Source organism: Methylobacterium platani, from assembly GCF_001653715.1.
Lineage (GTDB): Bacteria > Pseudomonadota > Alphaproteobacteria > Rhizobiales > Beijerinckiaceae > Methylobacterium > Methylobacterium platani.
The window spans coordinates 23,184-35,824 of the sequence record NZ_LWHQ01000072.1; the positions used below are offsets into that span (position 1 = coordinate 23,184).

The 12,641-nt window shown below is 73.4% G+C and carries 11 protein-coding genes; 6 read left to right on the forward strand and 5 right to left on the reverse strand.

Going from position 1 to position 12,641, the window contains the following annotated elements:
- Positions 1-68 precede the first annotated feature (68 nt).
- Positions 69-1,988 carry a bifunctional sugar phosphate isomerase/epimerase/4-hydroxyphenylpyruvate dioxygenase family protein gene (locus A5481_RS28075; RefSeq protein ID WP_048431652.1) on the forward strand — a complete coding sequence of 640 codons (1,920 nt, stop codon included), beginning with the start codon at positions 69-71 and terminating at the stop codon, positions 1,986-1,988.
- Positions 1,989-2,282: 294 nt separating this feature from the next.
- On the opposite strand, the gene A5481_RS28080 is transcribed toward A5481_RS28075, so the two are convergent.
- Both A5481_RS28080 and A5481_RS28085 read right to left on the reverse strand, forming a co-directional pair.
- On the reverse strand, positions 2,283-3,185 hold the full coding sequence (locus A5481_RS28080; protein ID WP_064504448.1) for a peptidylprolyl isomerase: 903 nt from the start codon (positions 3,183-3,185) through the stop codon (positions 2,283-2,285).
- Positions 3,186-3,339: 154 nt separating this feature from the next.
- The gene (locus A5481_RS28085) at positions 3,340-3,669 is read right to left on the reverse strand and encodes a hypothetical protein (protein ID WP_048436594.1); all 330 of its coding nucleotides are present in this window, start codon (positions 3,667-3,669) and stop codon (positions 3,340-3,342) included.
- Positions 3,670-3,910: 241 nt separating this feature from the next.
- On the opposite strand from A5481_RS28085, the gene A5481_RS28090 reads away from it, so the two are divergent.
- From A5481_RS28090 to A5481_RS28105, 4 genes are read left to right on the forward strand one after another with little or no spacing between them, the layout of a single operon-like run.
- Positions 3,911-6,661: a bifunctional acetate--CoA ligase family protein/GNAT family N-acetyltransferase gene (locus tag A5481_RS28090; protein WP_048436593.1), complete on the forward strand. Its 2,751-nt coding sequence runs from the start codon at positions 3,911-3,913 to the stop codon at positions 6,659-6,661.
- A gap of 13 nt (positions 6,662-6,674) precedes the next feature.
- Positions 6,675-7,337 (forward strand): YoaK family protein, encoded by a 663-nt coding sequence (locus A5481_RS28095; RefSeq protein WP_048436592.1) that lies wholly within the window; start codon positions 6,675-6,677, stop codon positions 7,335-7,337.
- On the forward strand, positions 7,334-8,176 hold the full coding sequence (locus tag A5481_RS28100; RefSeq protein ID WP_048436591.1) for an AraC family ligand binding domain-containing protein: 843 nt from the start codon (positions 7,334-7,336) through the stop codon (positions 8,174-8,176). The genes A5481_RS28095 and A5481_RS28100 overlap by 4 nt, the downstream gene beginning before the upstream one ends.
- A 34-nt stretch (positions 8,177-8,210) precedes the next feature.
- On the forward strand, positions 8,211-8,618 hold the full coding sequence (locus tag A5481_RS28105; RefSeq protein WP_048436590.1) for a DUF2000 domain-containing protein: 408 nt from the start codon (positions 8,211-8,213) through the stop codon (positions 8,616-8,618).
- An 8-nt stretch (positions 8,619-8,626) separates the two neighbouring features.
- Here A5481_RS28105 and A5481_RS28110 read toward each other — a convergent pair whose 3' ends face one another.
- Positions 8,627-9,055, reverse strand: coding sequence for a MarR family winged helix-turn-helix transcriptional regulator (locus A5481_RS28110; RefSeq protein WP_048436589.1), 429 nt, complete (start codon positions 9,053-9,055; stop codon positions 8,627-8,629).
- A 79-nt stretch (positions 9,056-9,134) separates the two neighbouring features.
- Here A5481_RS28110 and A5481_RS28115 point away from each other — a divergent pair, with 79 nt between their 5' ends.
- Complete coding sequence (locus tag A5481_RS28115) at positions 9,135-10,922, forward strand: chloride channel protein (RefSeq protein WP_048436588.1); 1,788 nt, start codon at positions 9,135-9,137, stop codon at positions 10,920-10,922.
- A 242-nt stretch (positions 10,923-11,164) separates the two neighbouring features.
- Here A5481_RS28115 and A5481_RS28120 read toward each other — a convergent pair whose 3' ends face one another.
- Both A5481_RS28120 and A5481_RS28125 read right to left on the reverse strand, forming a co-directional pair.
- Positions 11,165-11,653 carry an Lrp/AsnC family transcriptional regulator gene (locus tag A5481_RS28120; protein ID WP_048436587.1) on the reverse strand — a complete coding sequence of 163 codons (489 nt, stop codon included), beginning with the start codon at positions 11,651-11,653 and terminating at the stop codon, positions 11,165-11,167.
- 52 nt (positions 11,654-11,705) lie between these two features.
- Positions 11,706-12,641 carry an ROK family protein gene (locus A5481_RS28125; RefSeq protein ID WP_048436586.1) on the reverse strand — a complete coding sequence of 312 codons (936 nt, stop codon included), beginning with the start codon at positions 12,639-12,641 and terminating at the stop codon, positions 11,706-11,708.

Sequence of the window (12,641 nt, forward strand, 5' to 3'; positions counted from 1 at the left end):
CTCCGGGCTCGACGGAGCCGGCCCCGTTTGCGATGGAGGGCCGGGACGAACGGACGGGAGAAGGCGCGATGAGGAAGGCGATCGCTACGGTGTCGTTGAGCGGCACGCTGATCGAGAAGCTGGAGGCGATCGCGGCGGCGCGGTTCGACGGCGTCGAGATCTTCGAGAACGACCTCCTGTTCCACACCGGCGCCGCCCGCGACGTGCGCCGCTACGCCTCCGACCTCGGCCTGTCGATCGACCTGTTCCAGCCCTTCCGGGATTTCGAGGGCGTGTCGGACGAGCAGCTCAAGCGCAACCTCGACCGGGCCGAGCGCAAGTTCGACCTGATGGAGGAGCTCGGCGCGCCGCTGATCCTGGTCTGCTCCAACGTCGGCACCGAGGTCTCGGACGACGATTCCCGGATGGCCGACCAGCTCTACCAGCTCGCCGAGCGGGCGGCGAAGCGCGGCCTCAAGATCGGCTACGAGGCCCTGTCCTGGGGCACCAAGGTGCGCACCTTCGACCGGGCCTGGGGCATCGTCGAGCGGGCGAACCACCCGCATCTCGGCCTGATTCTCGACAGCTTCCACACCCTGGCCCTCCCCGACGACTGGTCGGGCATCGCGAACCTGCCGGGCCAGCGGGTGTTCTTCGTCCAGCTCGCCGATGCGCCGCGCATCGGCATGAACCCGCTGACCCTGAGCCGCCACTTCCGCTGCCTGCCGGGCCAGGGCGACCTCGACGTGCCGGGCTTCCTCCAGGCGGTGCTGGCCTGCGGCTATACCGGCACGATCTCGCTCGAGATCTTCAACGACGACATGCGGGCCGCCCCCCCGCGCCAGACCGCCGCCGACGGACACCGCTCGCTGCTCTTCCTGGAGGAGAAGGTGCGCCGCACCGACGAGGCGGCGGCGCTCGCGCCCTCCCCCGCCAGGCGGCCCCGCCGCCGGGTCGAGCTGTTCGATCCGCCGCTGCCGCCGGCCATCACCGGCCACCGCTTCATCGAGGTCGCGGTGGACGAGCGCTGCGAGGGCGCGCTCGCGCGTCTCCTCGGCCAGCTCGGCTTCGTCCGCTTGGGGTCGCACCGCAGCAAGGCGGTGACGCTGTACGGCCAGGGCGAGATCCGCATCGTGCTCAACCGCGAGCCGGATTCCTTCGCCTCGTCCTACTTCCTGATGCACGGCCCCTCGGTCTGCGCGCAAGCGATCGCCACCGACGACGCGCTCGCGGCCCTGGGCCGGGCCGAGTCCTACGGCGCCGCCCGCTTCGGCGGCCGGATCGGCCCGGACGAGAACGCCTTCCCGTCGATCCGCGCGCCGGACGGCAGCCTGATCATCCTCACCGACCCGCAGACCGGGGCCGATTTCGAGCGCGACTTCGTGATGGACGAGGGCGCGGAGCCGGCGGGCCTTCTCACCCGGGTCGACCACGTCGCCCAGGCCCTGCCCGAGGGCCAGCTCGATTCCTGGGTGCTGTTCTACCGCGCGGTGCTCGGCCTCGAGCCGGAGGACGTGGTGGTGCTGCCCGACCCCTACGGTCTGGTGCGCAGCAAGGCGATGTCGAATGCCGAGCGGACCATGCGGCTGCCGCTCAACATCTCGGAGAGCCGCAACACCGCCACCGCCCGCCTGGTGACGAGCTTCGCGGGCGCGGGCGTCCACCACATCGCGCTTGCCACCGACGACATCTTCGCGGCGGCCGAGCGCCTGAAGGCCGCCGGCGCGACGCTGCTGCCGATCCCGGCCAACTACTACGACGACGTGGCCGCCCGCTTCGGCCTCGACGACGCCACCATCGCGCGGATGCAGTCCTTGAGCATCCTCTACGACCGCGTCGGCGACGGCGAGTTCCTGCAGTTCTACACGACGCCGTTCGAGGAGCGGTTCTACTTCGAGATCGTGCAGCGCAAGGGCGGCTACGACCTCTACGGCGCGCCGAACGCCCCGGTGCGGATGGCGGCGCTCGCGGCTTTGCGGGGGCCGAACCTGTCGCAGGTGCTGCGGTAGGAAGGCCGGGGGCAGGCCGGCCCCCCTGCTCCCCTCCCCCTTTCCCGGACGACTGGAGCGATAGCGGAAGGAGATCCGGGAACCAGCACGAGAAGCCGCGAAGCGCCCGCTTGTCTGCAACGGTGCAGCATTCGGAGCCGCTTCGCGGCACATATCTCCTGGATCCCGGATCTCCTTCCACTTCGTTCCAGTCGTCCGGGAAAGGGCGTGGGCGGATCGACCGGTCTCCAAGCAGAAAAAAGCCCCCGGAAGCACGGCCTCCGGGGGCTTTTCGCTGTCTGCCGAGGCCGATCCTTACTTCTTCTCGTCCGCCTTCGGGGCCGTTGCCGGAGCCGCCGGCGCCGCCGCGGTCTTCTCGATCTTGGCGCCCTCGCGCAGCTTGGTGATGAGGTCCTGCTGCGTCTTGCGGGTCAGGTAGGCCTCGACCTGCTCCTTCATCTCGTCGAAGCTCGGCACCGGCTTGGTGCGCTTCTCCTCGACCTTGATGACGTGCCAGCCGAACTGCGTCTTGACCGGGTCGGAGATCTTGCCGGCCTCCATCTTGAACGCCGCGTCGGCGAAGGGCGCGACCATCCGCTCCTTGGTGAACCAGCCGAGATCGCCGCCCTCGGCCTTCGAGCCGGGATCCTTCGATGTCTCGGCCGCGACCTTGGCGAAGTCCTCGCCGGCCTTCAGGCGCGCGGCGATCTTCTTGGCCTCGGCCTCGTTGTCGACGAGGATGTGGCGGGCGTGAACCTCCTCCTCGGGCTTCATCGCCTTGACGGTCTCGTCGTAGAGCGCCCGCTCGGCCTGCGGCGTCACCGCCTTCTTGGCCTCGCGCTCCAGGTACTCGTCGAGGAGGAGCTTGTCGCGGAAATAGGCGAGCTTGCGGGCGAAGTCCGGGTTGTCGGCGATCTTCGCCTTCTCGGCGGCTTGCGCGCCGATCTTCAGGTCGACCATGTAGTCGACGAGGAGGCCCTTCTTCTGTGCCTCGTCGACGCCGGGCAGCGACAGGGCCGGATCGTCGGCCGCCACCGCGAGGTCGCCGGCGGTGATCGGGGCGCCGTTCACCTTGGCGACGACCGTGTCGGGCGATGGGGCGGCGGGAGCCGGGGTGGCGGCGGGTGCGGCGGCGGGGGCCTGGGCCAGCGCCGAGCCGGGCAGAAGGAGCCCGAGGGCGAGCGCGCCGTTGCGCCAGAGGGGGGAGAGGGTCGGCATGGCGTGATCCTTGGGGCCCGTGCGCGAGGTCGGGGTTAAGACCGGCGGACAGGTGGCAAAGATCGGCCGACAAGACAAGCGCCTCGCGCGGCGCGGCGGCAGGGTCCCGGCGGCACCCCGCGAATCCGTGATCCGCGGGATGCGGCGCGATCGCTCAGAAGCCGGTCGAGGCGACCTCGACCCGGTTGCCGCGGCGGGCGAAGGCGACGGAGGCGGCGGCGCCGTCCTGGGTGCCGGGCACCGAGAAGCTGACGACCTGGCCGGAGGCCAGCGTGGTGACGACCCGCAAGGGCGTCGCGGCGCCGGCGTCCGCCGGCGCCAGGGTGGCGACGACGCGCAGGCCGTCCTCCTCGACGGTGTAGTAGGCCGAGCCGCGCACCGGGCCGAGATCGAGGCTGTGGGCCTGGCGCGGGTTCAGCTCGGAGGCGCCCGCCGCGGTCGCGAGGACGAGGCCGAGGGCAGCGAGGCAGGAGAGGAGACGCATCGGTGGTCCAGGGGTTCTGTCCGGCGCGAGACGCGCGTCCGGAAAGCCGGGATTCGCCGGGAACCGGAAACTAACCATCGATTGTGCTGCAACGCAATAGAATTATGTTGCATTGCACAATGGATTGTTAGTACTTCAGATCATCCCGCCGCGCCTGGCGTGACCTCCCGGGACCGCCGCCCTACCTGCGAGGCGGATCCTGCCGTCGGAGCAATCCCCGCGCGCGCCCGAAGAGACTCCTATGAGCACCTACCGCTTCGACAGGCTCCTCAGTCCCCGCTCCGTGGCGCTGGTGGGCGCGAGCGCGCGGCCGAACGCATTCGGCGCCGCGATCCTGCGCAACCTGCGCGAGTCGGGCTTCCAGGGGCCGATCTGGCCGGTGAACCCCCGCCATGACAGCGTCGACGGCGTGCAGGCCTTCGCCGACCTCGCCGACCTGCCCGAGCCCGCCGACCTCGTGGTGATCGTCACGCCGCCCGAGACGGTGCCGGAGGTGGTGGCGGCGGCCGGCCGCCGGGGGTGCGGCGCGGCGGTCGTCATCACCACCGGCCTCGGCAGCGGGCCGGATTCGCTGGCCGAGGCGGCCCGCATGGCGGCGCGGCGCCATTCCCTGCGCCTCGTCGGTCCCGACAGCATGGGGCTGGCGGTGCCGGGCGCCGCCCTCAACGCCAGCCTGCTCGCCCGGGCGCCGCTCCCCGGCGACCTCGCGCTGATCTCGCAATCGCGCACCGTGGCGGCCGGCATCGTCGCCTGGGCGCAGGCGCGCGGCACCGGCTTCTCGGGCATCGTCTCCCTCGGCAACGCCCTCGACGTCGACATCGCCGACTGCCTCGACCACTTCGCCGCCGACATCCGCACGCGGGCGATCCTGCTGTCGATCGGCACCGTCGCCGACGCGCCGAAATTCATGTCGGCGGCGCGGGCCGCGGCGCGGGCGAAGCCCGTCGTCGTCCTGCGCTCAGGCCGGCACGAGGCGGCGCCGGCGCCCGAGGGGCGCCCGCCCGCGGGCCGCACCCATACGGGATTGCTGGCGCGCAGCGACGCGGTCTACGACGCGGCCTTCCGGCGGGCGGGCCTGCTGCGGGTGCAGGACCTCGACGAGATGTTCTCGGCGGTCGAGACGCTCGGGCGCCAGCGCCCCTTCCCGGGCCGGCGCCTGGCGATCCTCGCCAACGGCCGCGGCGTCGGGGCGATCGCGGTCGACCGGCTGATCGATCTCGGCGGCTCCCTGGCGGGGCTCTCGGGCGAGACCCGGGCGCGGCTCGCCGCGGCCGTGCCGGGCACCGCCGCGGCGGCCTGGCGCAACCCGGTCGATATCGGCGCCGATGCCGACGGGCCGCGCTACGCCGCGGCGCTCGAGGCGCTGATCGCCGACCGCGACAACGACGCGGTCCTCGTCATCAACGTGCCGACCGCCCTCTCGGGCGGCAGCGCCGTCGCGACCGAGATCGTCGAGGCGGTGAAGCGGGGCCGGAAGGGGACGTTCCGGGCCCGCCCGGTCTTCGCCGTCACCGTCGGCGACGAGGCCGCCGGCGAGGTCCTGCGCGAGGCCGGCATCCCGCGCTTCGCCACCGACGCCGACGCGGTCGAGGGCTTCACTCACCTCGTGCGCTACCGCGAGGCGCAGGACGACCTCACCACCACCCCGGCGGTGCTGCCCGACGACCTCGTGCCGGATGCCGGCGCGGCCCGGGCGATCGTCGATCGCGTGCTCGCCGAGGGGCGGACCTGGCTCGACCCGCGCGAGATGGCCGGCCTCCTCGCCGCCTACGGCATCCCGGCCCAGCCGGTGACCCTGGCGCCCGACGCCGATGCGGCGGCGGAGGCCGCCTGGCCGATTATCGCGGCGGGCGGCACCGTGGCGCTCAAGCTCGCCTCGCCGGACGTGGTCCACAAGTCCGACGTCGGCGGCGTGCGGCTCGGGCTGACCAGCGAGGCGGCGGTGCGGGAGGCGGCCTCCGAGATGCTCGCCCGCCTGGCGCGGGAGCGGCCCGGGGCCCGGGTCACCGGTCTTGTCGTCCAGGCGATGCTGCGGCGGACGCAAGGGCGCGAGCTGATCGCCGGCCTCGTCGACGACCCGGTCTTCGGCCCGGTGGTGGTGTTCGGCCGCGGCGGCACCGCCGTCGAGGTGATCGACGACCGGGCGCTGGCGCTGCCGCCCCTCGACCGGCGGCTCGCCGCCGACCTCGTCGGGCGGACCCGGGTGTCGCGCCGGCTCAAGGCCTATCGCGACGTGGCGGCGGCCGACGAGGCGGCGGTCGCCCTGGTGCTGGTCAAGCTCGGCCAGCTCGCCGCCGACCTGCCGGAGCTGCGCGAGCTCGACATCAACCCGCTCATCGCCGACGCGACCGGCGTCATCGCGCTCGACGCCCGCGCCGCCGTGGCGCCCCTGCCGCCGGAGCGGCGGCGCGACGCCGGGGCCGGCCCGAGCCACGCGCGCTTCGCCGTGCGGCCCTATCCGCGCGCCTGGGAGCGCCGCATCGCCCTCGACGGCCAGGGGATCCTGGTGCGGCCGGTGCGGGCGGAGGACGAGGGGCTGTTCGAGGCGTTCTTCGCCCGGGTCAGCGCCGAGGACCTGCGCCTGCGCTTCTTCGCGCCGGTGCGCGACTTCAGCCACGCCTTCCTGGCGCGGCTCACCCAGCTCGACTACGCCCGCGCCATCGCCTTCGTGGCGCTCGAGGAGGCGAACGGCACGATGATGGGGGCGGTGCGGCTCCACGCCGACGCCAACCACGAGACCGGCGAATACGCGATCCTGGTCCGCTCCGACCTCAAGGGGCTCGGCCTCGGCTGGTCGCTGATGGGGTTGATGCTCGACTGGGCGAAGGCCGAGGGCTTGAGCCACGTCGAGGGCCAGGTGCTGCGCGAGAACACCACCATGCTGGCGATGTGCCGCAAGCTCGGCTTTTCGGTGAAGACCGACCCGTCCGATCCCGACCTGATGCTGGTGCGGCGCGCGCTGACGGAGGAGAGTGCCGCGCCCGAATCGTGAGACCCGCCGCCGCATGCGCGACACCCATCCCCTCGACATCGCCGGCGGCCTGCTGCTCACCGCCGCCGCGGGCTACGTCGACGCCGTCGGCTTCCTGCGGCTCGACGGGCTCTACACCTCGTTCATGAGCGGCAACTCGACCCAGTTCGCGGTCTCGCTGTCGCAGCCGGGCCACCCGGTCGCCTGGACGATCGGGCTGCTGTTCGTCGCCTTCCTGGCCGGGGGGTTCTGCGGCAGCCTCGTCTCGCTGCAGGTGCCCGGGCGCTGGGGGCCGGCCGCGGTGCTCGGCCTCGAGGCGGGGCTCCTCGTCGCGGCGCTCTCGACGGTGCTGAGCCCCTCGGTCCAGGGACCGGCCGCCCCTCTGCTCGCAGCCGCCATGGGGGCGCAGAACGCGGCGTTGCGCCGGAGCGCGGGCTTCCGCCCCGGCGTCACCTTCGTCACCGGCACGCTCTACAGCCTTAGCCACACCCTGGCGCAGGCCGCGACGCGGATCGGCCCGGCCTTCGGCTGGGTGCCGGATGCCTGCACCTGGCTGGCGCTGGTCGGCGGGGCGGTGGCCGGGGGGCTGGCATACCGCGCGCACGGGCTCGAAGCGCTGGTGGTGCCGGTCGTCGGGGTCGGGCTGGTGCTCGCGCTGGCGGTCGGGCGGGCGGCGCGGGCGGGGGCGACGGCGTGACGGCCCCCCGCGACTTCCTCCACCTCCGGCGCGAGCCGGCGAGCGGCATCGAGGCGGTGACGGCGCGCTTCCTCGGCCACGCCTACGACATGCACCACCACGACGAATGGCTGGTCGGGGTGACGCACGAGGGCGTCCAGGATTTCTACTGCCGCGGCGCGCGCCGGCAGAGCACCGCCGGGCGGGTGATCCTGATCGAGCCCGGCGAGCGCCATGACGGGCAGGCCCTGCGCGAGGCGGGCTTCCGCTACAGCATGCTGTACCTGCCGCAGGGCTGGCTGCGCCGCGAGATGGGCGGCAGCGACGCGGGAATCGGCTTTCGCCGCACCCTCGCCGACGACCGCGCCCTCGGGAGTGCGATCCTCGGGGCCTGCCGCGCCGTGTTCGAGGCGTCTTCGCCGCTCGCGACCGACGCGGCCCTCGACGCGCTGTCCCTGCGCCTGCGCCGCCATCTCGGCGCCGCGCCCCTCCGGCCGCCGCCCGACGACGACCCGGCCGTCGCCGAGCGCGCGATGGCGTTCCTGCGCGCGCACGCCGCGACGAGCCTCGGCCTCGACGATCTCGCCCGCGCCGCCGGCGCCGCCGACCGGTTCCGGCTCGCCCGGGCCTTCCGCCGGCGCTTCGGCACCTCGCCGCATGCCTGCCTGGTCGAGCTGCGGCTGGCCCGGGCAAGGGCGCTGCTGCGCGCCGGAAGCCCGCCGGCGGACGCCGCGCTCGCCGCCGGATTCGCCGATCAGAGCCATCTCGGCCGGTGGTTCCGCCGCGCCTACGGCCTCACCCCGGCGGCCTATCGGTCCGGGCGCACGAACGTTCCAGACGGCGTCCTCGCGCTCGGCTAGCCCTGCGGTCGATCATCCGCAGGGAGAGACCCCGATGTTCGACACCAAGGTGGCGATCCTGGTCCGCGAGGACCTGGCCGTGTGGCAGAAGCTCAACGTCACCGCCTTCCTGGCGACCGGCATCGCCGGCGCCGTGCCCGACGCCATGGGCGAGCCCTACCTCGACGCGGCCGGGCGACGGCACGCGCGCCTGCTCGGCCAGCCGATGCTGATCTTCGCGGCCTCCGCCGAGGTGCTGCAGCGCGCCTGGCAGCAGGCGATCCAGCGCGACCTCACCCGCAGCGCCTATGTCCGGGCGATGTTCGAGACCGGGCACGACGCCGCCAACCGCGACGTCTTCCGCGCCGAGCCCGCCGACGCGCCCGACCTCGTCGGCCTCGCCCTCCACGGCCCGAGGAAGGACGTCGACAAGGCGACGAAGGGGGCCTCGCTGCACCCCTGAGGATCCCCTCATCCCTCGCCCCGCCGCCGCATGCGGCCGAGCGCCTTCGTCAGGGCCGGCTCCAGCGTCCGCAACTCCTCGAGATGCGCCGCGGTCAGCCGCGCCAGCAGCGCCTCGGCCTTCGGCGTCGGCGTCAGGGCGACCCGGCGGCGGTCCCGGGCCGCGGCGGCCTTGGTCAGGAGCCCCGCCTCGACCATGCGCGAGACGAGCTCGGCCGCGGTCTGCGGCGCGATCAGCAGCTGCTCGGCCACGAACCCGACGGTCGGCGGCCCGTCATGGCCGGCGATCGCGAGCAGCGCCTGATGCTGCTGGGCCGGCAGCCCGACCTTCCCGGCCGCCGCCTCGCTGAAGGCGAGGAAGCGCCGCAGCTCCAGCCGGAACGCCGCGATCGCCGCGTATTCCTCCCGCGACAGCCCCTCTCCGGTTTCCTCGCTCATCGGCCCTTCGTCCTGTTTTAATGTATCGTATTACGATATATATCGGGCGGCGTAGCCACCTGAATCCGAGCCGTCCCGCATGTCCGTTCCGCACCACGCCGCGCCCCCGGGGCGCCGCGCCCTGGCCGATTTCCGCGCCGATCGCCGCCTCCTCGTCCTCGTCGCGATGGCGGTGGCGATCGGCATCGCCGGCACCGTCGCCGCCTGGGGCCTTCTCGCCCTGATCGCGCTCGTCACCAACCTCGCCTGGTTCGGGCGGCTCGATGCCGGCATCGCCTCCCTGGCCCAGGCGAAGCCGTCGCTGTGGATGGTCTGCCTGCCTCCGCTCGGCGGGCTCGTCATCGGGCTGATGGCGCGGTTCGGCTCGGAGAAGATCCGGGGCCACGGCATCCCGGAGGCGATCGAGGCGATCCTGATCGGCGGCAGCCGCATGTCGCCGAAGGTCGCGGTGCTGAAACCGATCTCGTCGGCGATCTCGATCGGGACCGGCGGCCCGTTCGGCGCCGAGGGGCCGATCATCATGACGGGGGGCGCCCTCGGCTCGCTCTTCGCCCAGTTCTTCCACATGAGCGCCGCCGAGCGGAAGACGCTGCTGGTCGCCGGCGCGAGCGCCGGCATGACGGCGATCTTCGGCACGCCGGTCGCCGCCGTGCTGCTCGCGGTCGAGTTGCTGCTGTTCGAGTGGCGCCCGCGCAGCTTCATCCCCGTCGCCGCCGCGGCGGTCACCGCGACGGCCCTGCGGCCGGCCCTGTTCGGCGCGGGCCCGCTGTTTCCCGTCGCGGTCGATCCGGCGCTGCCGTGGTGGGGGCTCGTCGCCTGCATCGGCGTCGGCATCGCCGCCGGGCTCCTGTCGGGGGTGCTCACCACCCTGCTCTACGCCTGCGAGGACGCCTTCGAGCGCCTGCCGATCCACTGGATGTGGTGGCCGGCGCTCGGCGGCCTCGCCGTGGGCCTCGGCGGGCTGATCGAGCCGAGGGCCCTCGGCGTCGGCTACGACGTCATCGCCGACCTGCTCGGCGGCCACCTCGCGCTCAAGGCGGTGCTGCTGATCCTCGCCGTGAAGGCCGCGATCTGGCTCGTCGCCCTGTCCTCGGGCACCTCGGGCGGCGTGCTCGCGCCGCTGCTGATCCTCGGCGGGGCGATGGGCTGGCTCGTCGGCACGCTCATGCCGGGGGCGCCGGGTTTCTGGGCGCTGCTCGGCATGGCGGCGATGCTGGGCGGCACGATGCGGGCCCCGCTCACCGGGGCGCTGTTCGCCGTCGAGCTGACCGGGGACCTGCACGCGCTGCCCGGGCTGCTGGCCGCCTCGGCGGCGGCCTACGCGGTGACGGTGCTGCTGCTCAAGCGCTCGATCCTCACGGAGAAGATCGCCCGGCGCGGCCAGCACGTCACCCGCGAATACGGCATCGACCCGCACGAGTTCACCCGCGTCAAGGACGTGATGGTCCGCGCCGTCGACACCCTGCCCGCCGACATGGCGGTGCCGGCGGCGGTGGCGGCGATGGCGACGGGCCGGCACCGGATCTACCCGGTCGTCGATCGTGCCGGCCGGCCCGTCGGCCTCGTCTCGCGGGCCGATGCGCTCTTGTGGACGACCGAGGGCGGACATGCGGACGAACGGCTCGACGAGCGGGTCTCGGACGCCGCCCTGGCGCTGGTCCACCCGGACGACGTCACCGCGCACGCCATCGACCTGATGCTCGCGACCGGCCAGGGCCGGCTGCCGGTCGTCGATCCGGCGAGCGGGGCGCTGGTCGGGCTCCTGACCCGCAAGGACCTGCTGCAGGTGCGGGCGGCGTTCGGCCGCGCCGAGGCCGAGCGGCAGGCCTATTTCGCCCGGGGGGCGAAGGCGGTGCGGAGCGCCTGAGCGGCGCTTCCCCCTCTTGCGTCCCGCCCGCGACCTCGTCCCGCGAGACTGTTCGGGTTGGCAGACGGGATTGAAACCCTCGACGTCAACCCCGAGGCCGCGCAGCGGAGCCCGGGATGACGTCGTGAGATGTCGGCATGGGTGACAGATCGACTGGGGGCAGCCGCTCGGGCCGACTATGATGCGCTGGTCGATTTTCGATGAAACGATACCCGGCATGCGGCTGGGACCGGGACCACAGCCTATTCTTTCAAATGATCCAGCGGCAACGCGGTCGTATATTTCACCTGGTCGAGCGCGAAGCTCGAGCGGATCTTCGCCACGCCGGGGATCCGGGTGAGATGATCGACGATCAGGCGCTGGTACTCGGAGAGATCCTCGACCACGACGCGCAGCAGGTAATCGGCCTCGCCGCTCATCAGGTAGCACTCCATCACCTCCGGACGGGAGCGGATGGCGTCCGAGAAGGCCTGGAGGGCGGCCTGGGTCTGCTTCTCCAGCGAGACGTGGACGAAGACGTTGACGTGGAGGCCGAGCGCCTGCGGGTCGGCGACCGCGACGCAGCGCCGGATGATGCCCCGGGCCTTGAGGTCCGCGACCCGGCGCCAGCACGGCGAGGTCGAGAGGCCGACCGCCTCGGCGAGGTCGCCGATGCCGACCTCGCTGTCCTGCTGCAGGTGTTCGAGGATGCGGATCGAGGCCGGGTCGAGGTCGACGGGTCTGGCCGGCACGTTCTTGCCTCTCGCAGGGTGAAACGCGGTCGGAACGACCGTCTATCACGCCTCACGCGGCAGACGCATCCGAATCGTTCCACAGCCACGCCGCCCCGCGCACCCCCGAGGCGTCGCCGTGGCGGCTCGGCCGGATCGGGGTGTCGAAGCCGCCGCCGAAGACGTGCGGGGCGACCCGCGCCGGCAGGGCGTCGTAGATCTCGGGGATCGTCGAGAGGCCGCCGCCGAGCACGATCGCGTCCGGGTCGAGGAGGTTGACGACGCCCGCGATGCCGCGCCCGAGCCGGTCGAGCCAGGCCGCGAAGGTTCCTCGCGCCGCCGCGTCGCCGGCGCGCATCGCCGCGACGATCGCCTCGCCGGTCATCGCCCGGTCGGTGCGCCGGGCGTGGTCGGCGGCCAATCCCGGCCCGGAGAGCCAGGTCTCGAGGCAGCCGTGCCGGCCGCAATAGCAGGCCGGGCCCGGGCGCTCGTCGTCGCGGGGGCCGGGCAGCGGGTTGTGGCCCCATTCCCCGGCGATGCGCTGGCGCCCGGACAGGGCCCGGCCCGCGAGCGCGATGCCCGATCCCACGCCGGTGCCGAGGATGACCGCCCAGACCAGTGCCGCCCCCTGCCCCGCCCCGTCGACGGCCTCCGAGACGGCGAGGCAGTTGGCGTCGTTCTCGAGCCGCACCGGGCGGGCGAGGACCGTCGCGAGGTCGTCGCCGAGGGGCCGGCCGTTGAGCCAGGTCGAGTTGGCGTTCTTGACCCGGCCGGTCTCCGGCACCAGCGCGCCGGGAATGCCCACGCCGACCGTCCCGGGGCCGCCGGCCTCGCGCTCCAGGAAGGCGACGAGGGCCGCGATGGCCCGGAGCGAGGCGTCGTAGTCGCCGCGCGGCGTCGCGATCCGCCGCTCGGCCCGCACCCGGCCGGAGGCGTCGAGGGCGATCCCGGCGATCTTGGTGCCGCCGAGATCGATGCCGAGGCGCAGGCCGGGCCGGGGGCTGCTCAT

Excerpts from the sequence above, each read along its gene's own strand:
- A5481_RS28075 (WP_048431652.1), top strand. The coding sequence starts at position 69 with ATGAGGAAGGCGATCGCTACGGTGTCGTTGAGCGGCACGCTGATCGAG.
- A5481_RS28080 (WP_064504448.1), bottom strand. The coding sequence starts at position 3,185 with ATGCCGACCCTCTCCCCCCTCTGGCGCAACGGCGCGCTCGCCCTCGGG.
- A5481_RS28085 (WP_048436594.1), bottom strand. The coding sequence starts at position 3,669 with ATGCGTCTCCTCTCCTGCCTCGCTGCCCTCGGCCTCGTCCTCGCGACC.
- A5481_RS28090 (WP_048436593.1), top strand. The coding sequence starts at position 3,911 with ATGAGCACCTACCGCTTCGACAGGCTCCTCAGTCCCCGCTCCGTGGCG.
- A5481_RS28095 (WP_048436592.1), top strand. The coding sequence starts at position 6,675 with ATGCGCGACACCCATCCCCTCGACATCGCCGGCGGCCTGCTGCTCACC.
- A5481_RS28105 (WP_048436590.1), top strand. The coding sequence starts at position 8,211 with ATGTTCGACACCAAGGTGGCGATCCTGGTCCGCGAGGACCTGGCCGTG.
- A5481_RS28110 (WP_048436589.1), bottom strand. The coding sequence starts at position 9,055 with ATGAGCGAGGAAACCGGAGAGGGGCTGTCGCGGGAGGAATACGCGGCG.
- A5481_RS28115 (WP_048436588.1), top strand. The coding sequence starts at position 9,135 with ATGTCCGTTCCGCACCACGCCGCGCCCCCGGGGCGCCGCGCCCTGGCC.
- A5481_RS28125 (WP_048436586.1), bottom strand. The coding sequence starts at position 12,641 with ATGAGCAGCCCCCGGCCCGGCCTGCGCCTCGGCATCGATCTCGGCGGC.